Below are 24,050 nucleotides of genomic sequence, written 5' to 3' on the forward strand. Positions count from 1 at the left end.
AACAGGGTTTTGTAAACCAGTTTTCATTTCCCGTGACAAAGGATTGTGTCCATGAAAGAATTCCTTTTAAAAACTCCAGATTTGGGTGATACAGAAAAGATCGAATTGGTTCGTTGGCTCCTAAAGGTAGGTGATTCCGTGTCAAAAGGGGACGAAATGATCGAACTTGTGACGGACAAAGCAGCTTTTCCCGTAGAGTCTCCTCATTCGGGAACCTTAAAAAAAATCATAATTCAAGAAGGATCTGTAGTGAAAAAAGGAGATATCCTCGGAATTATGGATATTAACGAATGAAAATCCTTCACATTTCCGACTTACATTTCCCGAAGAAACTATCTTTGTTTTCTCTTCGTGGAAAAGCCATTGTCGGTTATCTTAGCTACAGGTTGAGACGTAAATCAAAACACCCGCTTGTACTAATTTCTGCTATGGTTGAAGCCATTAGTAAATTAGAATATGATGCTCTCGTTATTTCTGGTGATTTAACAAATGTTTCTCACCCAGGTGAGTTTGAAAATGCTAAGGAAATTTTAAAACCTTTACTTACGGACAAAACGTTCTTAATTCCCGGAAACCATGACCGTTACCAAAAACGAGCCATCGGCCCAAATCCCTTATTTGAAAAAACATTTAGTGAGTGGATGGGAACTTCCTTAGATCCAAATTTATACATTCGTTCTAAAAAAATTGCAGGAAAAGTTTTTATTGGTTGGGATTCCAATTTTGCCATCCCACGAATCACTGCCAACGGTTATGTGGCACCTGAGGTGATCACAAAAACGGTTCAATCCATAGAAGAACCTTATATTTTAGTTTGTCATCACCCTCTTTGGAATCCAAAATCAGAAATTGAATCCAGAGGGCACCGTATGTTAAACCGTGCGGAAGTCATCGACAAACTAAAAGCCAATCCACCACAACTCTATTTACATGGGCATACTCATACCAATTGGGTCAAACTTCCTGGAGTGCGAGCTCCGTTTCCGATAGTCAATTCGGCATCGAGTACAAGGTTATCCGATAGAAGTCATGAATGTGGATTTCATATCATAGAGGTTGGGAAGCCAATCCAATACCGTCGTTTCATTTATTCAGAAGATCAATTCATCGAGACAAATCCGATTTTTTATGAAGAATCGGAAGGTGTCATTTAAAGGACAAATTATGGCTAATGCAAAAGTAGATTTAACAACCATCCAAAGACAACTCATGCAGGTGAAACATCCTGAGTTAAAAAAAGACATCGTAAGTTTGGGAATGGTGGCATCAGTCACACCCACTGATGACGGGATAGAGATTCTCATCAAAACTCCAAACAATGATAGACGATTACAAATTGGACTGGAAGCACAAACAAGACAGCTCATCTCCAAAATTGATGGTGCCGGTAAGGTCAAAATTAAATTTGAAGTAGACCAAAACCTAAAGATGGAAGATGGCAATCGCATCATCGGTGTTAAAAAGGTGATTGCTGTGGGATCTGGAAAAGGTGGGGTGGGAAAATCAACGGTTACTGCAAATTTAGCCTCCACACTGGCGTTGAACGGAAAGAAGGTGGGAATCCTTGATGCTGATATCTATGGACCATCACTTGGAAAGATGTTTGGAATCAATGGCCGTGTGGCACTCAAGTCTGAAGAAGATAAAATTTATCCCATCGAAAAACACGGAATCAAACTCATATCTTTTTCCTTTCTTGTAACAGAAGACCAACCCGTTGTATGGCGTGGACCCATGCTTGGAAAGGCCATTGAACAGTTTTTATATGATGTGGTCTGGGGAGAGTTAGATTATCTTTTCATCGACTTACCACCAGGAACGGGAGATGTCCAACTCTCTCTTGCCCAACTCATTGATTTGGATGGGGCAGTCATTGTGACAACTCCGCAAGAAGTAGCAGTCCTTGATGCAGGTCGTGCTGCCGCCATGTTCAAACAGGTAAAAGTACCAATCCTTGGAGTTGTAGAAAATATGTCTGGGTTTGCATGCCCGAAATGTGGCCATGTAACAGATGTTTTTTCCAAAGGAGGAGGGGAAAAACTCTCGAAACAAGTGGGTGTTCCTGAACTTGGATCGGTTCCTTTGACCCTAGATGTGATGAGTTCTGGCGAGTCGGGAAAACCTGCCCTGCTTGACGCAAAAGAATCTCCTTTAAAAGAAGCATATTTCCGCATTGCAAAAAATTTGGAAGACCAAATCGCTGCGTGGGAAGATTAAAAATCACTTGTTTCTTCTTCCGCTTTTTTTAGTCTAAAGGATACACTATGAATTTTGAACGCGGTTCCAAACCAAACCCTACCGGTAACTTAATCGCATACTGCCATGTATTCGGAGAAAATCCGATTGCGCCCGGTGGCAAAATCATAGCTTCCAATGTGGTTGTTAGTTTCTTAAAAATTGGGGACAATTACCCGGTGGTTACCTTTCCTCCTGTAGGTTTGCCTTCCAAAGAGGAACTGATGAAAATCCTCGCGGACAATATCCATCTTTATGATGTAGTACAACTCCCAGACTTTCAAATGCCGGACAACAAGGAACTAGCAAACCAATACATCCAAGAAAGAATGGAACAATTCAACTCCATGGTTATGCGGTATGTTGAGTTTTGTAAGGCCAAAGAAAAGAAAACACAAACCACTAGCCTAACAGAACATTTGGAACAAGTAAGCGAACCATTAGAAACATTAGCAAGTTTATCTCTCGAATTTCGTAACACTTCTGGAATTGCTCGTGAAGCTACTAGGCTCAAGATGGAACGTATCGTTGACTATTTCCATAACAACCATCCGACTCTTGACATTGATAATTTTAAAAAAGCATTGTCTGTGCCAGGAAAGATGGGAGATGAACTCGTGGGATTGTACATTCAAAAGTTTAACGCCATTCAAATCGAAAATTATGAAACAGCTTCTGACTTACGAAAACGTATTTTAGAAATTGAATCTTCCTCTCCTTCTTAAATTTTAGTAAAAAAATTTCTTGACCAAATTTGTCTAAGGCCTAATGTAAATGCCCTTATCCTTTCCGGTTTCTGTTGAAAAAAACACATCACTACAGAAACGGATGGAAGTACTAGGAATTTCTGAAAAAGACCTAAGCGAACGATTCATTAAGTCCGGCGGCAAAGGCGGACAAAACGTTAATAAAGTTTCCACTGCGGTGCATTTGGTACATATCCCCACAGGGAAACAAATCAAATGTTCCGTCTATAGAACTCAAGGTCTCAATCGTTATAAGGCGAGAGACTTGTTGTGTTTAGAGCTGGAACGAAAGTGGAACCAAGCTGAATCGGATGCATTTGTCCAAAAACTTCGAAAGAAAAAACAGGACAAACATCGTAAGTCCATAAAGAAGAAATTGGAGAAAGAAAAAACAGAATGGAACGAACCTATGTAAAAACATTTTTTTTGATTCTCCTACCTTTGTTTTGTTTTACCTCATGTTTTGATTCTCTATTACCGTATAAGTCTGTTAAGTGGTCTCATGGTTGGGAATACCGATTTCTTTCTGAAGAGGAGTTATCTTATTTCCAACCGGCCATCGAAGACCTTTCCTTAGGTTACCAACCATACCATATCCCTTATGTGAGTTTGGAAAAACCCAATCACAAATATCTTTCCGCTCGAATTCGTTTTCGAGATCCCATTGGTTATTCCGAACCATCTCTACTCTTTCGTGGTCTTGTTACTTTTTTTGATGCTTATTGCGGGGAAACCAAATTACAAACACAGTTCTTTCGTAATTCCACTATGGAACCTTCCTCTTTTCAAGATGTGATCGTCTACAACCGAAGTTTTATACCCATTATACATCTACCTAAGGAATGTTTGGGAAATCATATTTACATCGTATTTTTTTCCGATGGGATTTTGCCTTTGGGTTTTTCGGAACCTCCTTTGTATGGAGATCCAACAAATCACCATAAAGCCATTGCCAACAGGACTCAATCTTTCGCCTCACTTGGATTTTTATTTTTGATTTTAGGGCTTTTTTCTTTTTATCTTTTTGAAAGAAGAAGGAAAAAACAACTTCTTGCCTTTACTTGGTTTTCTTCTATTTCGGGGATTCATTTTTTATCACAGTCTGGGTTTTTCGGATTGTTTTATTATGATTCGATCTTACCTAGTTTTATTATTTTTATATCTACTCTGTTTCTAATTCCGATTAGTTGTTTATACTTTTTCGATCAATTGGTGGGGGCGGGAAGGTGGAATGTCATTCGGATGTTATGGCAGTTCCATATTTTGTTTTCCATTGTTATTTTGAGTTTAGCATTTACAGAAACAATTTCCATGTCTGTGGGGATTGTTACTTTTATTTGGTTGTGTTTGCCAACACTTATCATTCAAATCATTGTTGCTTGGGGTCAAGTGGTTGCCAAAAAACCAAAGGCCATCTTACTTGTGATTGGTGCCTCGGCCCTTTTTATCCTGAATGCACATGACATTCTTTCCTCTCTCGGAATTTTAGATTCGGTTCCGCGTTCTTCTCATTGGGGATTTTTTATCTTTGTGATTTGCCTGACTCTTTACGGCGAAAATTTATTTCGAAATTCTGAGATCAAATTTGGTACTTTACAAAAAGAAATTGTAACAGCGGCTAGAATCCAAAGTGCCATCCTTCCTCCTTCACCACCTCGTTGGGAACCCATGGACATCAATGTTTATTACCAACCATCCCATGAAGTAGGGGGTGATTTTTATGATTTTCAAGCGTTAGGTGGAAGGAAATTTGGAATCTTGATTGCTGATGTTGTAGGGCATGGCCTCGGTGCTTCCATCATCGCTTCTCTTTCGAAGTTTGCTTTTTTCCAACACTACAAACATTGGTCAAACCCTTCGTTTTTACTCTCTGCGATGAACGAGGATTTGGTGAAAAAATCTTTTGGGCGTTTCACAACTGCTACCTACTTTCATATCGATTTGGAATCTCAGAAATTTATGGTATCGAGTGCAGGCCATCCCTCTTTTTTCCATTGGAAAGCCGAATCAAAAGAACTTGTCGAAATCAAACCCAAAGGAAAACCACTTGGGATTTTACCTGGGCTCACTTATGGAGAAGAGGAGTATCCTTTCAAAAAAGGAGACCAGTTTTTGTTTTATACAGATGGACTGACCGAGGAAGAAAATGGAGACAGGTTGGAATATGGCGAAAAACGACTAGCAAAATCCTTTCTTGATACCATCGCCAAACAATCATTAGATCCTATGGGAAATATTCTGGAAAATTTTCATTACTTTACTGGCCTATCGGGAGCACCACACGATGACATCACCATCATCCATTTACATGTGAAGGCATAAAAAAGCCTTGGATGGTAAGTCCAAGGCTTTTGTGGTTTTGGTCGTTTGTATTTTGTCCAAACAAACCAAAGAGAGAATAGGGGATGATTTACATCATGCCGCCCATTCCTCCCATACCACCCATTCCTCCCATACCGCCCATTCCAGCACCTACAGCATCTTTAGGTTCTGGTTTGTCAGTGATGGTTACTTCTGTAGTGAGGATCATTGCTCCAATGGACGCTGCGTTTTGAAGAGCAGAACGAACCACTTTTGCAGGGTCAACCACACCAGCTTTAATTAGGTCTTCCCAAACCATAGTGAGTGCGTTGAATCCTTCGTTTCCTTTACGGGCACGAGCTTGTTCCACAATGACTGATCCTTCAAGACCAGCATTGGAAGTGATCATACGAATAGGTTCTTCTAATGCACGTAAGATGATGTTCGCACCTGTTTGTTCGTCACCACTGAGTTTAAGAGCTTTTACCGCATCTTGTGCACGAAGAAGTGTGAGTCCACCACCAGGAACAATTCCTTCTTCCACAGCCGCACGAGTTGCAGAAAGAGCATCTTCTACACGAGCTTTTTTCTCTTTCATTTCTACTTCAGTAGCTGCACCAACGTGGATTACCGCAACACCACCAGCAAGTTTTGCAAGGCGTTCTTGGAGTTTTTCACGATCGTAATCAGATGTAGTATCTTCGATTTGTTTTTTGATTTGGTTGACTCGGCCTTGGATGTCTTTAGAAGCACCAGCACCTTCGATGATGGTTGTGTTTTCTTTGTCCACTACCACTTTTTTCGCACGACCAAGCATCTTCACATCAGCGTTTTCCAATTTCATTCCGAGGTCTTCAGAAATCACTTGTCCACCAGTAAGGATGGCAATGTCTTCGAGCATTGCTTTTCTTCTATCACCAAAACCAGGAGCTTTTACAGCCACACATTGGATGGTTTTACGAAGAGTGTTTACTACGATAGTAGCAAGAGCTTCGCCTTCTACTTCTTCTGCGATGATGACGAGTGGTCTTCCCGCTTGTGCAATTTTTTCAAGCACAGGGAGAAGGTCTTTCATAGACGCAATTTTTTTGTCGTAAATTAAGATGAATGGATCGTTAAAAGTTGCGATCATTGCTTCTGGATCAGTTACCATATAAGGTGAAACGTATCCACGATCAAATTGCATACCCTCTACGATATCAAGAGTGGTTTCAATTGATTTAGCTTCATCAACAGTGATCACACCTTCTTTACCTACTTTGTCAAAAGCTTGAGCAATTAGGTTACCGATTTCAGGATCATTGTTTGCAGAGATGGTGGCAACGTTTGCGTATTCTGCTTTGCTATTGATTTTGATAGCGTGTTTTTTGATTTCTTCTACAGCAGAAAGAACCGCTTTATCAATTCCGTGTTTGAGAGCCATTGGGTTTGCACCCGCAGTAACGTTTTTCAAACCTTCATTGATGATGGCTTGTGCAAGGATGGTTGCAGTTGTTGTTCCGTCACCGGCGATGTCGTTAGTTTTTGTAGAAACTTCCTTCACCATTTGCGCGCCCATGTTTTCGATTGCGTCTTCTAGTTCGATTTCTTTCGCAACAGTTACACCGTCTTTAGTGATGGTAGGTGCTCCGAATTTTTTGTCGATGACTACGTTACGACCTTTTGGTCCAAGAGTTACTTTTACTGCGTTAGCAAGTTTGTTCACTCCACTAAGAAGTTTTCTACGAGCTGTTTCATCAAATTCAATTGTTTTAGCCATGATTGATTATTTCCTTCTATGATTAGTTTGTAACAACACCGAGGATGTCGCTTTCACGGATGATGAGTAAATCACGTCCGCCTTGTTTGATTTCAGTTCCGGAATACTTTCCGTAGAGAACTGTATCTCCAACCTTTACTTCTAAAGGAACGAGTTTTCCGTCTTCATAACGGCCTTGTCCCACTGCGATGACTTTCCCTTCTTGTGGTTTTTCTTTCGCGGTGTCCGGTACGATGATGGATCCGATTTTTTCTTCCGACTCATTCTTTGGCTCTACGACCACTCGGTCGCCTAAAGGTTTGATTGATGCCATGAGTAACTCCTTGTATGCAATCTACTAATGATTCCGAGTTTAGCAACAATTCGAAAAGAGTGCTAAACTCTGGTACCATCAAATGATTCGGCTTAGGATTTGTCAAGCACTTTAGGCCAAAGAGTGCTAATTGCGAATTAGAACCCGAAAAGGCCGGTTTTTTTGCGTTTAGAACCTTTTTTGGGAGTGACCCCGAGCATTCCGAGGATCCCCCTTGTGACCTCTTTGGCAACCGTTCGGCCCACTTCCCGGGCGAGTGGATTTTTGGATAGGGTCTCTACAAAACTAGGATCTTCTTTTTCTTTGGTGCGTTTGTTTTTGGTTTTTTTCTCACCTGACTCTTCTTCGGCGGTCTCAGTTTCGTCGGCGATGGTTTCCATTTTTTTAGAAAGCATTTCGTGAGCACTTTCCCGATCGAGTGTGGTTTCGTATTTTTTGACTAAATCCGATTTTTTGATTTTTGCAGCCAGCTCGTCAGGTTTCAAAGTCCCCATCCGAGAAGCGGGTGGTGCCAGTAAAGTATGAACGAGGGGAGTCGGTGTTCCTTTGGGACTAAGAGCGGTGATAAAAGCCTCACCAATTCCCAGTGTGGTAATGACTTCCTTGGTATCATAAAATTCTGTTTCGGGATAATTTTCAGAAGCAGTTTTGATCGCTTTGCGGTCATTTGCTGTAAAAGCGCGGAGTGCATGTTGGATTTTAAGACCAAGTTGACCCAAAATTTCTTTAGGTAGGTCTGTGGGAGATTGGGTACAAAAGATAATGCCTACACCTTTCGAACGAATGAGTCGCACCATGGTTTCCAGTTGTTTCAGTAAATCATTCGAAGCTTCATCAAAAACCAAATGGGCCTCATCAATGAATAAAACAAGTTTTGGTTTTTCTAAATCTCCTTCTTCTGGAAAGGTCGCATAAATTTCTGTGAGGAGAGACAACATAAAAGTAGAGAAGAGGCGAGGTTTGGTTTGGATGTCTGTCAGACGAATGATGGACACACTTCCTTTTTTTGATTCTGTCTGCAAAAGATCATTCACATCAAAAGATGGTTCTCCAAAAAAATCTTCTCCGCCTTGGCCTTCCAGTTCGATGAGTTTACGTAAAATGATGGAGATACTTTGAGAAGAAACCGTTCCGTATTCTTTTTCTAGTTCTTCTTTGCCCGCATCATTGATGTACTGAAGTGCTTTTTTAAAATCTTTTGTATCCAGGATGGGAAGACCTAAATCATCACAGTATTTAAAAACGAGAGAGACCACGCTGCTTTGTGTATCATTCAATTCTAAAATTCGAGAGATAAGCACCGGCCCAAACTCCGCAATCGTTGCCCGTAGGCGCACTCCCGGTTCTTTGGAGAGAGACAAAAATTCTACAGGGTAAGAAGAAGGTTTCCAATCGATGCCGAGGGCTTTCGTTCTTTCTTTGATTTTATCATTTTCTTCGCCAGACTCTGCCAGTCCTGAAAGGTCTCCTTTGATGTCCATGAGGACTACGGGAACACCTGCTTCTGATAGCGCTTCGGTAAGAAGTTGTAAGGTTTTGGTTTTACCGGTTCCTGTGGCACCTGCAATCAGTCCATGCCGGTTGAGAGTGGAAAGGGGGATGGAAACGGAAGCTTCCTTAAATGTTTCTCCATCAAAGACTCCGGAACCAAGATACAAAGATCCTTGGGTGGGGTATCCTTCCTTAATTTTTGAAACAAATACATCTGATTTTTTAGCCATGCCTGCCCTCTTAAATCGTCTACTGCATTTGGTTTTGAATCCTTCGTCAATGTTTTCTAGGGTGGGACTTGTGATGGACTTTTAGATCCATAAAATCTTGACAAAAAGAATAATTTTTTCGTACACGTACTAATATGAATTGAGTTTTTGGAAATTCCTACTAAGGTTTGGATGTGGCACGTTTCTCGATTTCCTCTTTATTTCGATCTATTTTGTTCCTCCTTCTCTTTACCGTTTTTTTCCAATGCAATCGCACCATTCCTTCTTTGGCACCAGCGAAAACCATTGTCGGAGGAATCCTCGATCTTTCTGAAGAAGATCCAAAAACTTTGGATCCTTTTCCACTTGCAGGTGAGTGGGATGCCTTCCCTGGAGAACTTCCGGAAACTGAAGAGGAATTTAAGGCTCTCGATCAAAAAGAACCTACAAGGCTCGCCATACCTGCCTATTGGGTGAACCAAAACCTTCCAGCCCATGGGTTTGTCACTTACCGTTTGAAGTTAAAGGTCAAAGACCACATCAATTTAATGTTTTATCTTAGGGAAACTTCTTCAGCATACAGGGCTTATTACCATAATGTAGAAAGAGGTCTTGTACTCCTTGGCTCAGCAGGAAAAGTTTCCAAAACCAAAGAGGGCTCTGTTGGTTATTTTTTAGAAACAGGAAGGTCTTTTCGTGCAACACCTTCCACAGTCATATACTTACAAATTTCTAACTATCTCTATTCCCGTGGTGGCCCATATTATTCGCCCGTGTTAGGTGAAGTGGGGAAAACTGTTTTGTATTTACGGTTTAAAGAAAGAAAAAAAGCATTTTTCTTTGCCACTTTCCTTGTCCTTGCCATTTCTCATTTGTTTTTGTTTATCCACCGAAGAAAGGACAAATCACCTCTTTGGTTTTCTTTACTTTGTATTTCTTGGCTCATTCGTATTTTACTTTTTGATCGAGTGTCAAGGGATTGGTTTGTTGCTTCCGATTGGCTCGAGATGTTTCAGATTCGATTGGAATACATTGCCTTTTGTGGGATTCAAGTTTTTAGTCTTCTGTTTTTCTTTCAAAACCAAACAAACTTTTTTCCAGATAAATATAAAAGGTATCTTCTTGTTCCGATTTTACTCGAGTTTTTAGTCATCGCCACCACACCGTACGCTGTGTATACTAAACTTTTGATTTTTAGCCAAGCTTATATGGCTTTCATACTTGTGATTGCCATGGTTGCAGCCTTTCGTTCCTGTTTTCAGAGAGAAACCAGATACATCGGAAGTATCATTTTGTTTGGAACCGTTGTGATTCTTTCCGCAACCATCTACGATTCTGTTGTATTTTTCAAACGTTGGGATTTGCCCATGTTAACAGAACTTGCTTTTGCTATTTTTTGTATGTGTCTTGCCATCGTGATTTCCAAACAAAACGCACATACTTGGGAAACAGCAGAGTATCTAACACTCAATTTACGAAAAGAAGTGGAATGGAAAACCATCGAACTCAGGAAAGAAAAAGAAAAAGCGGAAAAAACAGGGGAACTGAAAGATAAATTCATCTCCATCGTTTCGCACGACATTCGTTCTCCACTCTTTGGAATCTCATCTGTATTCAATTTACTAACAGAATCTCCTCCCTCTCTCTCTCCGGAAAGAGCCAAACAAGTGCTTGGTGAAGCCTCCACAGGACTCAAAAACATTCTCAGTATGGTTGAGGAACTGATCAAATACTCAAGGTTCCAAAATGCCTCCGTATTTCCTGATTACCAACTTTTTGATTTCCGCCAAATCACTGACCAACTCATCGAACGAGTTCAGGAAATGGCAAAACCCAAAAATATATCCATCATCACCCATATCGAAGAATCTTCTATTGGAATTGGGGATCCGAATCTAATTGAACATTTGATTTGGAACCTCCTAACCAATGCAGTCAAATTCACTAAAGAATCCGGGACTGTCGAAATTTCTCTCTCTGAGAAAGACAAACATTGGAGTCTGAGAGTGGTCGATACCGGAATCGGAATGTCTTCTTATTGGGCGGAACATATTTTGGAAGAGGGTTTTCTTTTTGTTCGAAAGGGAACAGCTGATGAGATGGGAGCAGGGGTTGGCCTTGCTTTTTGTAAAGAGGTGGCCGAAAGACACGGTGCTGAACTCAAAGTCCGTTCCGAAGAAGAGAAAGGAAGTTCGGTTGAGTTTTTATTGCCTAACTTTGAGAAAATTGTCTTGGTATTGGATGACAATCCAGGTTATAGAAAACAAATTCGTAAAGTCCTAAAAGACCTACCGTGTATCCTTTGGGAAGAAGAGTATCCCGATCATGCCCTTCTTTCTGTCGGCCGTTTGAAACCGGATCTGATCATTGTGGATTTTTCCATGCCAGAAAGAACAGGTGTGGATTTCCTACGTGATTTGTATTCCAATTCCGAAATGGAGGAAATTCGTTCCATTTTGGTTTCTAGTTCTCATACCGATCCCAATACGGGTTACAAATTGGAAGCCACAGTGATTGAAATCGGTGGAGATGCTTTTTTAACAAAAACATCCCCTGATATAAAGTTGGTGGAACTAGTGAAACGACTGTTAGATCTAGAAACCTAGATTAACATTTGTTCTTTGGCTCGGCCGATGAGTTCTGCTACGGTTTTTGCATTAAAACGATCTTTCAAACGACCCACGTGGTATTCCACAGTTCTTTTGGAGAGACCAATCTCGGTTCCAATTTCTTGGTAGGTTTTCCCGTGGCCAAGAAGGGTCAAAATTTGTTTTTCCTTTTTATTGGCGACTTTCCCATCTTGGGGTTTGCGGTTGAAACTGAGTTTTAAATTTTTGGAATAAACCGTTTTACCCGAAGCAATCTCATTTAAATTTTTGGTGAGGCTGCTTAGATCATCACTTTTTAATAAGTATCCGTCCACACCGGCTTCAATCGCAGAATGAACAATCGGCTGTTCATCGAGCATGGTAAGAGTGACCACTTTGAGGTTTGGATGTTCTTTTTTCCAATCCTTCACCATATTGAGCACGTTTTCGCCCGGAATTCGCAAATCAAGAAGGACAAAGTCAGGCCTTGTTTCACTTAAGAGGGCTACAATTTGAGAGGAATGTTCTGCTTCTCCCACAACTTCAAAATCGGCTGAAGAGTTCACGACGTGTTTGACCCCGACTCGAGTCACGGCATGGTCTTCCACAAGTAATACCTTCTTTTTAGGTGTCATAAATTTCCCTTTTTCTGGAACCAGGAACATTTTGTCCCTAGCGTTTCCCCCTAGTAGACGAGGAGAATTGAAAATATTAGTACTATTCCGTTCCATTTGTCCATAAAAATTCGTGGTTCGATCCACTTAATTTTCTCTTGCAAATTCGCGAATTTCCCCCATTTTCAGAGAAATCCTAGGAGTATGAATGAATACTAAAGTAGAGAGTCTCAAAAAAATATATCTCTTCCAAAAGTTAAACCAAGACGAACTGTTACACATTGCTGAAAAGATCCGGGAAGTCCACCTTCCTCCTCGGAATGTTTTGTATGATATTGGCGAGGAAGCCGAGTCCATGTTCATCGTTAAGTATGGAACGTTACAAATTTCCACTGCCACTAGTCACGGAGACGATGTGAACCTCATCACTCTCGGAGAAGGGGATCACTTTGGGGAATTGCCTTTTTTTGATGATGAAAAACGCTCTGCGAAAGTAGAAGCCAAAGAAAATTCTGAATTATACGAACTTCGCTATTCTGATTTGCATGATATGTTTTCCAAAAACAAAGAAATGGAGCTCAAATTTTATAAGGAAGTGACCCATTATTACATCCGCAGACTCCGAAAGTTGACCCACGATTTGGCGTATGCCCGGGAACTTCGGAAACGATTCGCGTAAAAGACGAAAAAAGACAAAATTCAAACAATTTAGGATTTTTTATCGACCCCTTTCGAAAAAACCTTTTCCATTCCTCAGTTTCTTCTTATTACAGCTAAGGAATGGGTTTCGGAATCCGATACTATTTACGTAGGCAGGGAGAAGGAATGCATGGTGGACCCCGAAATCCTAACCGAGAAGATCGTAACGCAAAATAAGACTTTCTTGGTGGATTTGAAGAAGAACCAGGCGGGATTCTACCTGAAAGTATCGGAATGGTCGAATAGCAAAAAATCCTCGATCTTTCTTCCGGCAGAAGGGATCGATCGAATGATCGAAATCTTGAATCAATTTAAAAGCCGGATATCCGATAATGAGAATACGAAAGACCCGGAGTTAGGAGCCTTTTAGGAGTGAGTTTCATGGGGAAATTAGGATTGACCAAACTGTTGTTAGGCCTCTTCCTTTCAATAGGAATGTTGTACGCACAGGCAGATACTGGCGGACAAAATACAGCCAACACTGCAAATGATGAGGATAGCCCTCTTAGAAAAATCGTTTTAGATGATTTTGAAGAGGCTGAGGATTGGAGAGTCAAAGCTACCACTCCACTCGGAGAAACAAGAACTTTGAAACTCGTTCAACGCGGGTTAATCAAAGATGTATTCGATGAAAAAACTGTTCCAGAAGATGGCGGTGATAAACTCGAAAAGAACCATATTTTAGGAGTCAAAACACATTTTGCTGCTAAAGGTTTGGATCGTGTGGAACTTTATCCTCCACATGAATACATCATCAAAGGGAAAGTAAGACAAATCTCTGTTTGGGTTCTTGGTAGAAAGTTTAGACATACTCTTTTTGCAAAATTTAGAGATTATAAAGACGTAACACATAATATCCGTTTGGGTCGTTTGGATTTCTTCGGATGGAGAAAACTTACGGCAACCATTCCAGGATTTATTCCACAAAGTACAAGATTTGCACTTTTAGATAAAAACCTTCATTTCGTTTCTCTTTTTGTGACATCTGATGTTCACGAAGTAGCAGGGGACTTTTACTTTTATGTAGATGACCTTCAAGTGAGAACCGACAGATCCGAAGCGAAATACCCTGGATCTGAAATTAAGGACAACTGGTAAGCGGGAGAAAGGAACAATGGAAAACAATAAAACAAAAATCCTAACTTTAGTGGCCCTAACGTCCATCGCACTGATTGGTTTTGCACAGGCACAATACAAAGTATCCAATGGTGTAGCAACGCCAATTGGAAATGATATTGGTGCTATGGAACTCAAAGCCATTACGATCGAATCTTGGGACTCTCCCGTTGCTTCCGCGCCTTATGGATGGGAAGTATTCACTGACAAAGATGGTGTGAACAAAGACGGCACAGGTGATATGAAATACGATGAGAACAATAAATATTCTCCAGTTCTCAATGACCCTGTGAAGTCTCCTCTTGTGCTGAGAGAAGTAAAACTAGTTCCTGGCAAACCAGGCGACGTAAAAAACGTGGATGCTGGGAATGCAAAAGTATTGGCTGTAAAATTCCAATTTACTTTTCCAGGAAACAACGTAGTTACAGTTCGTCCACCACGTGCTCCAGAATATGAACTCACACGTGCAAGACCATATATCGATGCTGACAACAAAAAGAAGTTGGAAAAAGTTTATGGGATTGAAACTCCTGGAAACGTAAAAGCCATTTCTGTTTGGGTTCTAGGTCGTGGTAACGAATACGATTTAGAAGGTTGGTTGGAAGACTACAATGGCAATAGCCATATTTTCCCTTTTGGATCCTTGGACTTTGTGGGTTGGAGACCGCTTCATATCACAATCCCTCCAGGAATCCCGCAAGAAGCAAATGCCTTCCCTGCGACAAGGAACCTAATCTTCAAACAGTTCAAAATCCGTTCCAGACTCAACACTGGACCTGAGGCCGTTTACCTTTTCTTTGATGAACTCCGTGTGCTTGCTGATACTTTCGAAGTTCACTTTGATGGGGCAAACTTAGACTTTGATGAAGAAGATTGTAAAAACAAAGTTAAGATGGAGCAAATGCTTCAGAAGTCCGGAGCGATCTCCACAGGTGCGAAAATCCGCGATTGTGGTGGAAGTAACGGTTCTTCGCAAAACAAATAGAATCCTCACTCACTAAAGGAAGGTTCCTCGGGGAACCAGGAAAACCCAGCCAATCGGCTGGGTTTTTTGGCTTTACAGAATCGAACGGACCTGGAAAATGAACTCTAGGACTGTTCTTTTCGCGGATTCATCGCTAAATTTACCGTAACAACTTTATAGGAACAATGAACACCCTTTATTGGAAATACGAAGAGGGAGATTCTTTTCATGCCTGATACTATTACCGAAGACAAATCAAACAAAATCGCCGACAACGACAAACTAACACCTCTCTTTAATGAGGAAATTTATGTACGTGCTGATGCAGGAACGGTTCCCGTTTCTAAATTCAAAATCTTTGACGATGTCATTGATGCATACAAGGCAGAAAATCGTTTAGCGGAAGCTAAACAAAAAATTGAAGACCATTTCAAAGAACATCCTGAGTCTATCTCCGCCAAATACATGTTAATGATTATTTCTTTCATGGAAGATTCCATGGGAGATGCAAATTTGGTGAAGAACATTTTGGATGCTTTCAAAGCTCATGCAAAATGGACGATCATTGAATACATTACTGATTCTATTTTACGATTTGGTGACCACAGACTTGCTCTCCGTGTGAAAGCGGAGGCTCTTGATAAACTCAAGAAAAACAAAGAACTCAAAACCGTTCTAGAAAAACTTGCCAAACAAGATCGTAAAAACCCAGAGATTGCTAAAAAATACGGTTTTTCCATTATGGAAGAGGACAAACCAAAAGCAATTTCCTATCTCAAACTTGCCGTTGAGATGTATGCAAAGAATAAAGAATACGTTCAGATGGAAGAAATCTGGCCTACCATCGTACAAAACAATTACGAAGACGTATCTTTCTTTGATAAAATTGAACGGATCCTTCTTGGCCAAAGAGAAAAAACTCGTCTAGTTGGACTTCTTTATCCAATCGTTGAGCCTTTTAAGGCAATGGAAGATTGGGATCATGTCATCTATTTCTTAAAGAAGATTTTAGAACACGAACCAGCCTCTCAAAAAGCAAGAAACGAACTCATTCGTGCATACAAACAAAAATACGTAGCTCACTCACTTTTGGAAGATTTCCTAAAAATGAGTGAACTCGGTAACAACCGTAAGCCGGTAAAACTTTGTATCACTAACTTTGAAAGAAATATCGTATTTGATACCGGTAACTATGTTATGCATAGAAACTGGGGTGTAGGTAAAATCACATCCATCTCCCAAACCGGAGATTCTATCTTTGTTGATTTTGAAGAAAAGAAAGATCATAAACTTTCCATCCAAATGGCCATCACTTCACTCAAACCTTTGAAGAAAGACCATATTTGGGTGCAACACTACGAAGACAAACAAGCCATAAGTACAATGTTTGCTGAGAACTTAGCTGAGTTCTTAAAACAACTTCTGAAATCTTACGACAACCGTATGGTCATTGCTGATATGAAGAACGAACTCATCGGAACCTTCTTAAAGGCAGACGAGTGGTCAAAATGGTGGGCGAAGGTAAAATCGGTTCTTAAAAAAGAAGCGAATATTGGAATGAATCCTAAGAAAAAGGATGAAGTGGTTTACCACGAAAAACCAATCACGCACTCGGAAACTCTCACACAGAAATTCCAAGCGATTACTGACGTTAATAAGAAACTGGAAATTGCTATGGAAGCGGTTCGTGATGCTGATGAAGCAGCGGAAGCAGGCGATTTTTTTATCTCTCATTACAGTGAAGAAGAAACCGCAAGAGACTCCATTCGAAAACTTTCTGCTTATTTGTATTTGGAAGAAGCAGCAAAGGCTTGGCCAATGGAAGAGTTCTCTCACAAAATTCGTGAGCCTGAACTAAAGGCCATCATCCAATCTCTTACCAAAGAGGATGCTTTAAAAATTTCCAAAGGTCTGGAAAACACGGATATCAAAAAAGGTTTTAAAGATTTGATCCGTAGCCACCATCCGGAAGCAATCAATATCCTGATTGGGTTGTTGTTTGAAGTTCCAGTAAAAGTAAACCGTTCGGTTTTCCAAAACTTGGTTTCGGATGAAAAATTTGCAGAACTCAATTTGTTTGTGGAAACAGTTTGTAACAAATCTAAAGAGAACCCAGAAGTTTTCCTTTGGGTTGCCAAATCAATTTTATCACATACTTGGAAGTTCGATTGGTTAAAAGTCAGCGAAGAAGATTTAGTCCTTCGTGTGTTCCGTATCTTAAAACCTCTCGCGAAGATTGAAGACAAAGGAACCAAACTCAAAAACCAAGCAATGGACATTTTGTTCGGAAAGGACAATAGCCTTCTTCGGGACATCTTAACCAATGCAGATGATGAATATGTTCGTAAACTCTTTGCTCTATTCAAAGAAGTGCCGTATGTAACTGATTTGGAAAAAGACCAACTTTATGCTCTGATCAACGAACTCAAACCAAACATAGTTTGGGATGAATATGATTCAGAAGAAGATGCAGATGATGATCCTTTAGCAAACCTTCCTAGTGATGTGGTTCTTGTTACCCGTCGTGCGTTTAACGCGAAAAAACAAGAGTTTGAACACCTTGTGAACGTAGAGATGGCTGAGAACTCTCGCGATATCGGAGAGGCCCAAGAAAAAGGGGACTTAAGAGAAAACGCAGAATACAAAGCGGCTATGGAGAAACAAGCGCAGTTACAAGCGGCAATCAAACGATTGGAAGCAGAACTGAAAAGTGCAAGGATCCTTGACCTAAGTGACGTTAAATCGGATAAAGTGGGAATCGGAACCACAGTGCGTTTGAAAAACAAACAAACTAGTGAAATCGTGACTTACTCAATCCTTGGTGCTTGGGATGCGGATACGGAAAAGAATATCATTTCTTACCAATCGCCGCTCGCAAAATCACTTCTTGGAAAACACACTGGAAACGAAGCAACCCTTGTGTTTGGATCTACAGAAACTGTTTACGAAGTATTGGATATAACTCGTTATTCCATGACAGGACAAGAGGCCTGAACTTCTTCACTCCAACCGTGAGTAGAAATTAAATCCACGAACGGTTCGGAAACATTTCCAGCGAAATCGAAGGCCTTAACTTCCAAAAGAAGATAAGGCCTTTCTTTTTGTAGGCTTTTCGGAATGAGAACTCGAATGGCACGTCTGTCTGGATCATATTCATAGGGAAAGGATTGTCCATCTATCAAGAGTTCAACGCTCGTTCGAAATCCACTCCCTGTATCTCCTAAAACATAATATCTTTCTTCAAAACAATGGTTTCTTACTTCTGGAAGTTCAATGTAACGAGCCAGAGCAGTCATAGGAAAAATAGTAGGGGGAGTTTCATCAGACAAAACCATCAGATACCCTAATTTGGTAAGTTTGAAACTAAACCCATTTGATTTTCTTTTCTGAGAGATGGATTGGAATTTTCCAATGGAAATATCATAAAAATATAATGATTCTTTTATGGATGTTGTATGATTTAAATTCCATTCCCCATTTCCTTCTCCTTTCCAACTCATCTTTTTTGTATCCAGTTGGTAGATTTTTCCTTTGAGGGGAAGGCCTGCGGGTATTTTGAAGGGAATGTCTTTTTCATTCACCTCGGTAATGAGTAAAATCCCTTCACCTGAAACTTCTGCTTTGGATAAATCGACACTCACCTTACCGTCATTCGAGCTAAATTTGTTTCCATTTTTTTGTTTTTTGGAAAACCGCGAACTATCACTTTCGTTTTTATCATGAATGATGGTAAAAAATACGGATGATTTATTCCCCGTGGCATCTCGAAGGGAAACTTCTAGAGGTAATTTTTCTTTTGGTTTGTATCCGTTTAAATCTAAAGAATAACCTTCTTCTTTAAAGTTTTTAGGCTGTTCATATATATGATAAAAGTAAACGGGTGGGGCGAGTGATGACCGATTGATATCGTAGAACTGGTGTTTTTTGGAACCATCTTCATAGGCCAAAAAATCGAAGTTACGACTAAAAATCGATTTTCCGTTCACAAATAAGTCCATTCCATATACATTGTTTTTGTTTCGTGAACGAATGAAATCATACCCACTCATCCGGATACGAACCTTTCCTGTTAAAGAAATGGATTCAAAAAGATCTCCCGTATCCGTAAAAAGTTCATAGTGGCCTTTCGATTTTTCTTTGGCTGTGAGTAGGATGGGATTTTCTAAATTGTCTCCCTCTAAATACAAAGAAAGGATAGTCGGGGGAGTGGTATCCTTTTGGTGGATTTCTGGAAAATAGAGGGGATTGATGATTCCTTTTTCAGATCGAAATTCGAGGTGGAGGTGAGAAATTCCAGATCCCGATTCGCCAGTTTTCCCAAGGGCTGTTCCTTTTTTGGCAGAAAACATTCCAGGTGGGAGTTTCAATTGGAACCCAGCGGGATCACCCATCAGAAGAACAGCCTTACGTAAAAGTTCTAAATCATACAAACTACCACCAAAGGAATGTAAGTGGGCGTATTTGGATTTGAGTTTGTATTTAGGACTGTAAAGATTGAGGGAAAGTCCATACCCCGTTTTAGAATAACTGATTTCTTCAATATATCCATCGAACGTAGCTAAGATGCTGTGACCGTTCAAACCATAAGATTTGAAATCAGAACCTAAATGTAAATTGTGGTTACGGATTTCTGCAAAAGTACCGGAAACAGGAGAATAATAGGGGAGGGGAAATCCCACCTCGTTTGCGGGAATCTCAGGGATTTTACTCTGGCCCCATAAAACACCGGATGAAAAACAAAGGAGGAAACTAAATTTGCGAAGAAGAGAGATCTCCATGGGAGAATCAGAATCTGGCCACTTCCTTTGTCATGCCTTTCCCGAAATCGAATGAAATTCCCTTCGATTCGATTCCCTTGACAAACTAGACTTAGGGTCCAAGATGACAGGGAACATTTCTCTATGAAACTAGGCCTTGTATCCTTCCTATTATTAGCAGTTTCTGGTTGTGCCTTTTTATCAAAGGAACCGGGAAGACCTCCTAAAATTGATGGGGTTCCTGTCCCTGATTCCAAACGTTTGATTTATATCCAAAATGTAAGAAACAACACGTATTCCCCTGGAATGCACACTCGTCTCACCCAAATGATTATGGAAGAAATTGACAGACGGGGAAGGTTTATTACAACCCGAGAAAAAACTCTCGCGAAATACCGGTTGTATGCAGAGATTGTCCACTACCAACAAGTCGGAGATCTTATGGATCTTGCCGATAGACAAATTACTTCCGAACTATTTGTAGTCACTCGTGTAGAAATCATTGAAGCAGAGACGGGAAATAAAATTCCTATGGAACGGAGCGAAATTCCTGGACGAGTTCATTTTTCTACTCAAATTGGATTTCGGGAATCAGAATTGGAAGCTCAGAATCGTCTCCTTCGGGTGATGGCGCTTCGAATTGCAGAAGAAGCAGAAAGAGGTTGGTATTATTCTCTTTCTGGTGTACTGAACTAAGTTGAATCATAAGGAGATAAACCTTGCAAAACGATCCCATTTCCGCTGAAGACACAAAAAAAGAGATGCTCGCCTTTGAAGAGTATCTCAAAGAAAAAGGACTTAAAATTACCAACCAACGTTTGTTAGTTGCGCAAAAGATTTTTTCTTCTCACAATCATTTTACCGCAGAAGGTCTTTTGGATGAACTGAAAGACAATAAGGATCGTATTTCCAAAGCAACCATTTATAGAATCCTCGCCATTATGGTGGAGGCGGGTTTACTCGAAGAACATGATTTTGGTAAAGATTATAAATATTATGAACATATCATTGGTCATGAACACCATGATCACATCATTTGTATGCAGTGCGGTCGGATTGTTGAGTTCATTGACGAAAGGATTGAGGAATTACAAAACAAAGCCGCATCAGAAAATGGGTTTACCATCACAGGACATAGTTTGAATATATTTGGTAATTGTTTGAATTTTGCAAATTGTGAACATAAAATCAAAAAATAGTGTCTTCTATTTTTAAAGAAAAAACAAAAGACTCCGGTTCTTACGCAAGAACCGGCACCCTTCATTTAAACGGAATCCAAATTGAAACTCCCATCTTTATGCCAGTGGGAACCAGAGGGAGTATCAAATCCCTTTCTTCCTCAGACATTGATGAATTAGGGTACAATCTAATTCTTGCCAATACCTATCATTTATATTTAAAACCTGGAAAAGAAGTTTTAGATCACTTTCACGGTCTAAAAAATTTCATGTCTTACAAGAGAGCCTTACTTACTGATTCCGGTGGGTTTCAAGTTTTTAGTCTCGCCAGTCTCTTTAAGTTCGAGGAAGACGGGGTTCGGTTTCAATCTCACATTGATGGGAGCCATCATAAGTTCACTCCGGCCTCTGTCATCGAAATGCAACGTTCCATAGGTTCAGACATCATGATGGTTCTGGATGATTGTGCTCCTTTTGGAAGTGATTTGAAACGATTGGAGTTGGCATTGGACAGAACCCACCGCTGGGCCAAAGAATCCTATGATTATTGGATGGAGAACCCAGGTGGACAAAATGTATTCCCTATTGTTCAGGGAGGTGTCAACGAATCCCTCAGGAAACGTAGTCTTGATACATTACAAAATATTGATTTTCCAGGAATTGCCATCGGGGGTCTGAGTGTTGGGGAACCGAGGCCTGATTACATTCGTATTTTAGAATGTATGGCTCCCTTTTTTGACCAGGCACGTCCAAGATACTTAATGGGTGTGGGAACCGTTGTAGACATATTGGAAGGCGTTAAGAATGGAATCGATATGTTTGATTGTGTTTTGCCAACAAGAAATGCGAGAAACGGGCAGGTATTCACCTCACTTGGGAAAATCAATTTAAGGAATGAAAGCCATAGACTGGCAGAAGGTCCTATTGACCCTGAATGTGGGTGTAAGGTTTGTACAACATATAGTCTTGGCTATATACGCCATCTTCATAAGGTGAAGGAACTGACTGCTTTCTCGCTCTCAACGTATCACAACTTATATTTTATGCAGAGCTTCATGGAAAAGATGCGAAAGTCTATAGAAATAGGCAATTTTCAGGGCTTTTATGAACATTGGAAAAATTTGTTTGGTAGCTAAAATTATTAGGTTGACGTACCTAATTTTTTTGAATGCAATTGTACCGTCATTTCTACATTGATTGTAGCTTCATTGAGGAGTCTCTAGACACACATGGAAATCACCAGAAGGGAAAAAGATAAAATCGTAGTCCTCGATATTAACGGGGAAATCGACCTTTATAACGCGCCTGAGATCAAGGATGTAATTGCCAAATTGATCGAAGAACAAAAATATTGCATTGTCATCAATCTCGAGAAGGTATCCTACATCGACTCTTCCGGAATTGGAGCTTTAATTTCAAGTTTGTCCAACTTGAAGAAATACCAAGGTGGGCTTAAAATCATCAACGTAGCCGGTTCCGTTCGTAAAGTTTTTGAACTGACTAAGTTGACTTCATTTTTTGAGATTTTCGATAGCGAAGACGAAGCAGTCACTGCTTTCAAGTAAACGGGAAGCGTATTTTGCGCTTCTCTCTTACAAAACCCCCCGAAGAAAAGTTAAGGAGTTTGTTATGTTAAGAAAGAAAAAGACAGCCGTCTTTCTCTCTGGTTTGGTATTGTTTTCCATTGGATTTGTTAACTGTGCCCAAGAACTACCGCTCAAAGAATTGGCTCTCGCAAAGTCACAGGTAGAAAGAGCAGAAAGACTTTCTGCCGAAGAATTTGCACCAGAAGAATATTCGGAGGCAAAGAAGAGCTTAGCTTCTGCCAATGAATTTGCCGCAGAAGAGAAAGCCTCTGATTCTAAAAAAAGTGCTGATTATGCAATTTCTAAAGCTTATGATGCATTAGAAAAAACCCTACCAAAACTTGCAGCAAAGTCTCGTGAAGAAGCTGTATCTGCTATTGATGCAGCTGACGAAGCCTACGCTTCTGAATACACTCCTGAAGAATTTAAAAAAGCAGTAGCAGCACGTGATGCTGGTGAAACTAAATTAGCTCAAGCAGATGCAAGCCTTGCTTCTTACCTTCGCGAAGACAAAGATGAAACTGCAAAAGAACTAAAACGAACTGTAGCCTTACAAGAATATGAAGATGCACACAATAGTTTTCTGGAAGCTGCGAAAATCAGCCAAGATGCAAAAAAAGTAGCTCTGGATAGATCTGGTTCGATTCGTCAGTCTGCTGATGAAGTGGATGCTCTATTAGAAAAAGCTTATACATATTCCAAGGGCGGCAATCCTGCCATTGATGAAGAAAAAGCGCGTGTGGCGTCTGCACGGGAAGACATTGAAGCAGGTCGTTTGAAAACGGCTGACGAAAAAATCAAAGCGGCACGATTGGCATCTGCCTCAATCCTTGCGACTGCAGTCAAAGATCATGCAAAAAATCGCAATGCCCAAGCTCGTGAAGTGGTAGAAGATGCGAATGCACGTTTCGGCGAACTCAGTGCAGAAACTTACCTTAAATCCAATGCCAAAGAATCTTATGCAAGCACCCAAGAAAACTTAGGAGCTTCCAATGAATCTTTACAAGCATCTGGAAACCTATTAGAACAAGAAAAATTTGATGATTCGATTGCCCAGTCAGAAGAAGCCATTCGTTTGGCAGAGATTTCGATTGATCAAATCGAAACTTTAAAAGGTAAAAACACTGTAGCGAAAAAAGATCGCAAAACTGTAGAAACCGACACAACCACTACAACCAAAACTGACGAAACGAAAGATGACAAAGTTTCTTCTTCTCAAGTGGAAGAACTTTCAGGTGGTTGGAAGAGATATACTGTTGAAAAATCGAATCCTGCTGATTGCCTTTGGAGAATTGCTGACAGAGAAGACATTTACAGCGATGCAAAACTCTGGCCAAGAATTTTCGAAGCCAACCGTAAATCGATTCGTAACAAAAACTTAATTTACCCAAAACAAAAACTGAACATCCCTCCACAAACAGGGAAAATCGGAACTGCTCCTAAGGAATAAACAAGACTTAGGTGAAAGGAAAAAAAAGCTGTCGTAAGGACAGC

At 40.4% G+C, this 24,050-nt stretch carries 22 protein-coding genes; 17 read left to right on the forward strand and 5 right to left on the reverse strand.

Annotated features, from left to right (window positions below; genetic code table 11):
• Positions 1-51 precede the first annotated feature (51 nt).
• The 6 genes from EHQ24_RS01105 to EHQ24_RS01130 all read left to right on the forward strand — a co-directional run bounded on the left by EHQ24_RS01105 (position 52) and on the right by EHQ24_RS01130 (position 5,303).
• Positions 52-294, forward strand: coding sequence for a biotin/lipoyl-containing protein (locus EHQ24_RS01105; protein WP_135599868.1), 243 nt, complete (start codon positions 52-54; stop codon positions 292-294).
• The gene (locus tag EHQ24_RS01110; protein WP_135599869.1) at positions 291-1,154 is read left to right on the forward strand and encodes a metallophosphoesterase family protein; all 864 of its coding nucleotides are present in this window, start codon (positions 291-293) and stop codon (positions 1,152-1,154) included. Before EHQ24_RS01105 ends, EHQ24_RS01110 begins: the two co-directional genes overlap by 4 nt.
• Before the next feature lie 10 nt (positions 1,155-1,164).
• Complete coding sequence (locus EHQ24_RS01115; protein WP_135599870.1) at positions 1,165-2,217, forward strand: Mrp/NBP35 family ATP-binding protein; 1,053 nt, start codon at positions 1,165-1,167, stop codon at positions 2,215-2,217.
• A gap of 47 nt (positions 2,218-2,264) precedes the next feature.
• Positions 2,265-2,960 carry a hypothetical protein gene (locus EHQ24_RS01120; protein ID WP_135599871.1) on the forward strand — a complete coding sequence of 232 codons (696 nt, stop codon included), beginning with the start codon at positions 2,265-2,267 and terminating at the stop codon, positions 2,958-2,960.
• A gap of 103 nt (positions 2,961-3,063) precedes the next feature.
• Positions 3,064-3,396 carry a peptide chain release factor family protein gene (locus tag EHQ24_RS01125; RefSeq protein WP_244310251.1) on the forward strand — a complete coding sequence of 111 codons (333 nt, stop codon included), beginning with the start codon at positions 3,064-3,066 and terminating at the stop codon, positions 3,394-3,396.
• Positions 3,378-5,303 (forward strand): PP2C family protein-serine/threonine phosphatase, encoded by a 1,926-nt coding sequence (locus EHQ24_RS01130; RefSeq protein WP_135599873.1) that lies wholly within the window; start codon positions 3,378-3,380, stop codon positions 5,301-5,303. The genes EHQ24_RS01125 and EHQ24_RS01130 overlap by 19 nt, the downstream gene beginning before the upstream one ends.
• An 88-nt stretch (positions 5,304-5,391) precedes the next feature.
• On the opposite strand, the gene groL is transcribed toward EHQ24_RS01130, so the two are convergent.
• The 3 genes from groL to EHQ24_RS01145 form a co-directional block, all read right to left on the reverse strand.
• A complete protein-coding gene (gene groL / locus EHQ24_RS01135) occupies positions 5,392-7,041 on the reverse strand; it encodes a chaperonin GroEL (RefSeq protein ID WP_135599874.1) in 1,650 nt (549 codons plus the stop codon).
• Between the two features lie 22 nt (positions 7,042-7,063).
• Complete coding sequence (gene groES / locus EHQ24_RS01140; RefSeq protein ID WP_004784852.1) at positions 7,064-7,354, reverse strand: co-chaperone GroES; 291 nt, start codon at positions 7,352-7,354, stop codon at positions 7,064-7,066.
• 137 nt (positions 7,355-7,491) lie between these two features.
• Positions 7,492-9,075: a helicase HerA-like domain-containing protein gene (locus tag EHQ24_RS01145; RefSeq protein WP_135599875.1), complete on the reverse strand. Its 1,584-nt coding sequence runs from the start codon at positions 9,073-9,075 to the stop codon at positions 7,492-7,494.
• A gap of 167 nt (positions 9,076-9,242) precedes the next feature.
• Between EHQ24_RS01145 and EHQ24_RS01150 the strand changes: the two genes are divergently transcribed.
• Entirely contained in the window at positions 9,243-11,660 is a 2,418-nt protein-coding gene (locus tag EHQ24_RS01150; RefSeq protein ID WP_135599876.1) for a hybrid sensor histidine kinase/response regulator, read from the forward strand.
• On the opposite strand, the gene EHQ24_RS01155 is transcribed toward EHQ24_RS01150, so the two are convergent.
• A complete protein-coding gene (locus tag EHQ24_RS01155; protein ID WP_135599877.1) occupies positions 11,657-12,277 on the reverse strand; it encodes a response regulator transcription factor in 621 nt (206 codons plus the stop codon). The two genes, EHQ24_RS01150 and EHQ24_RS01155, sit on opposite strands and share 4 nt — an antisense overlap.
• Before the next feature lie 187 nt (positions 12,278-12,464).
• On the opposite strand from EHQ24_RS01155, the gene EHQ24_RS01160 reads away from it, so the two are divergent.
• The 5 genes from EHQ24_RS01160 to greA all read left to right on the forward strand — a co-directional run bounded on the left by EHQ24_RS01160 (position 12,465) and on the right by greA (position 18,029).
• Positions 12,465-12,935, forward strand: a complete 471-nt coding sequence (locus tag EHQ24_RS01160; protein WP_135599878.1) for a cyclic nucleotide-binding domain-containing protein — start codon at positions 12,465-12,467, stop codon at positions 12,933-12,935.
• Between the two features lie 153 nt (positions 12,936-13,088).
• Complete coding sequence (locus tag EHQ24_RS01165; RefSeq protein ID WP_002975368.1) at positions 13,089-13,325, forward strand: DNA-binding protein; 237 nt, start codon at positions 13,089-13,091, stop codon at positions 13,323-13,325.
• An 11-nt stretch (positions 13,326-13,336) separates the two neighbouring features.
• Complete coding sequence (gene flaA2, locus EHQ24_RS01170) at positions 13,337-14,053, forward strand: flagellar filament outer layer protein FlaA2 (protein ID WP_135578610.1); 717 nt, start codon at positions 13,337-13,339, stop codon at positions 14,051-14,053.
• Positions 14,054-14,069: 16 nt separating this feature from the next.
• On the forward strand, positions 14,070-15,056 hold the full coding sequence (gene flaA1 / locus EHQ24_RS01175) for a flagellar filament outer layer protein FlaA1 (RefSeq protein WP_135599879.1): 987 nt from the start codon (positions 14,070-14,072) through the stop codon (positions 15,054-15,056).
• Between the two features lie 207 nt (positions 15,057-15,263).
• A complete protein-coding gene (gene greA, locus EHQ24_RS01180; protein ID WP_135599880.1) occupies positions 15,264-18,029 on the forward strand; it encodes a transcription elongation factor GreA in 2,766 nt (921 codons plus the stop codon).
• Here the strand turns inward: greA and EHQ24_RS01185 are convergent.
• Positions 18,002-19,813: a M23 family peptidase gene (locus EHQ24_RS01185; protein WP_135599881.1), complete on the reverse strand. Its 1,812-nt coding sequence runs from the start codon at positions 19,811-19,813 to the stop codon at positions 18,002-18,004. The two genes, greA and EHQ24_RS01185, sit on opposite strands and share 28 nt — an antisense overlap.
• Positions 19,814-19,936: 123 nt before the next feature.
• Here EHQ24_RS01185 and EHQ24_RS01190 point away from each other — a divergent pair, with 123 nt between their 5' ends.
• The 5 genes from EHQ24_RS01190 to EHQ24_RS01210 all read left to right on the forward strand — a co-directional run bounded on the left by EHQ24_RS01190 (position 19,937) and on the right by EHQ24_RS01210 (position 24,006).
• The gene (locus tag EHQ24_RS01190; RefSeq protein WP_135599882.1) at positions 19,937-20,488 is read left to right on the forward strand and encodes an LPS assembly lipoprotein LptE; all 552 of its coding nucleotides are present in this window, start codon (positions 19,937-19,939) and stop codon (positions 20,486-20,488) included.
• Between the two features lie 65 nt (positions 20,489-20,553).
• Positions 20,554-20,991 carry a Fur family transcriptional regulator gene (locus EHQ24_RS01195; RefSeq protein WP_232369146.1) on the forward strand — a complete coding sequence of 146 codons (438 nt, stop codon included), beginning with the start codon at positions 20,554-20,556 and terminating at the stop codon, positions 20,989-20,991.
• Positions 20,991-22,106 (forward strand): tRNA guanosine(34) transglycosylase Tgt, encoded by a 1,116-nt coding sequence (tgt, locus tag EHQ24_RS01200; protein WP_135599884.1) that lies wholly within the window; start codon positions 20,991-20,993, stop codon positions 22,104-22,106. Before EHQ24_RS01195 ends, tgt begins: the two co-directional genes overlap by 1 nt.
• Before the next feature lie 93 nt (positions 22,107-22,199).
• On the forward strand, positions 22,200-22,535 hold the full coding sequence (locus tag EHQ24_RS01205; protein ID WP_002975418.1) for an STAS domain-containing protein: 336 nt from the start codon (positions 22,200-22,202) through the stop codon (positions 22,533-22,535).
• Between the two features lie 64 nt (positions 22,536-22,599).
• The gene (locus tag EHQ24_RS01210; RefSeq protein WP_135599885.1) at positions 22,600-24,006 is read left to right on the forward strand and encodes a lipoprotein LipL71; all 1,407 of its coding nucleotides are present in this window, start codon (positions 22,600-22,602) and stop codon (positions 24,004-24,006) included.
• Positions 24,007-24,050 lie beyond the last annotated feature (44 nt).

It is taken from the genome of Leptospira noumeaensis, from assembly GCF_004770765.1.
GTDB classification, from domain to species: domain Bacteria; phylum Spirochaetota; class Leptospiria; order Leptospirales; family Leptospiraceae; genus Leptospira_A; species Leptospira_A noumeaensis.

What these genes read in the sequence shown, in the direction of transcription:
- EHQ24_RS01105 (WP_135599868.1), top strand. Translation starts at nt 52, where the DNA reads ATGAAAGAATTCCTTTTAAAAACTCCAGATTTGGGTGATACAGAAAAG.
- EHQ24_RS01110 (WP_135599869.1), top strand. Translation starts at nt 291, where the DNA reads ATGAAAATCCTTCACATTTCCGACTTACATTTCCCGAAGAAACTATCT.
- EHQ24_RS01115 (WP_135599870.1), top strand. Translation starts at nt 1,165, where the DNA reads ATGGCTAATGCAAAAGTAGATTTAACAACCATCCAAAGACAACTCATG.
- EHQ24_RS01120 (WP_135599871.1), top strand. Translation starts at nt 2,265, where the DNA reads ATGAATTTTGAACGCGGTTCCAAACCAAACCCTACCGGTAACTTAATC.
- EHQ24_RS01125 (WP_244310251.1), top strand. Translation starts at nt 3,064, where the DNA reads ATGGAAGTACTAGGAATTTCTGAAAAAGACCTAAGCGAACGATTCATT.
- EHQ24_RS01130 (WP_135599873.1), top strand. Translation starts at nt 3,378, where the DNA reads ATGGAACGAACCTATGTAAAAACATTTTTTTTGATTCTCCTACCTTTG.
- groL (WP_135599874.1), bottom strand. Translation starts at nt 7,041, where the DNA reads ATGGCTAAAACAATTGAATTTGATGAAACAGCTCGTAGAAAACTTCTT.
- groES (WP_004784852.1), bottom strand. Translation starts at nt 7,354, where the DNA reads ATGGCATCAATCAAACCTTTAGGCGACCGAGTGGTCGTAGAGCCAAAG.
- EHQ24_RS01145 (WP_135599875.1), bottom strand. Translation starts at nt 9,075, where the DNA reads ATGGCTAAAAAATCAGATGTATTTGTTTCAAAAATTAAGGAAGGATAC.
- EHQ24_RS01155 (WP_135599877.1), bottom strand. Translation starts at nt 12,277, where the DNA reads ATGACACCTAAAAAGAAGGTATTACTTGTGGAAGACCATGCCGTGACT.
- EHQ24_RS01160 (WP_135599878.1), top strand. Translation starts at nt 12,465, where the DNA reads ATGAATACTAAAGTAGAGAGTCTCAAAAAAATATATCTCTTCCAAAAG.
- flaA2 (WP_135578610.1), top strand. Translation starts at nt 13,337, where the DNA reads ATGGGGAAATTAGGATTGACCAAACTGTTGTTAGGCCTCTTCCTTTCA.
- flaA1 (WP_135599879.1), top strand. Translation starts at nt 14,070, where the DNA reads ATGGAAAACAATAAAACAAAAATCCTAACTTTAGTGGCCCTAACGTCC.
- greA (WP_135599880.1), top strand. Translation starts at nt 15,264, where the DNA reads ATGCCTGATACTATTACCGAAGACAAATCAAACAAAATCGCCGACAAC.
- EHQ24_RS01185 (WP_135599881.1), bottom strand. Translation starts at nt 19,813, where the DNA reads ATGGAGATCTCTCTTCTTCGCAAATTTAGTTTCCTCCTTTGTTTTTCA.
- EHQ24_RS01190 (WP_135599882.1), top strand. Translation starts at nt 19,937, where the DNA reads ATGAAACTAGGCCTTGTATCCTTCCTATTATTAGCAGTTTCTGGTTGT.
- EHQ24_RS01195 (WP_232369146.1), top strand. Translation starts at nt 20,554, where the DNA reads ATGCTCGCCTTTGAAGAGTATCTCAAAGAAAAAGGACTTAAAATTACC.
- EHQ24_RS01205 (WP_002975418.1), top strand. Translation starts at nt 22,200, where the DNA reads ATGGAAATCACCAGAAGGGAAAAAGATAAAATCGTAGTCCTCGATATT.
- EHQ24_RS01210 (WP_135599885.1), top strand. Translation starts at nt 22,600, where the DNA reads ATGTTAAGAAAGAAAAAGACAGCCGTCTTTCTCTCTGGTTTGGTATTG.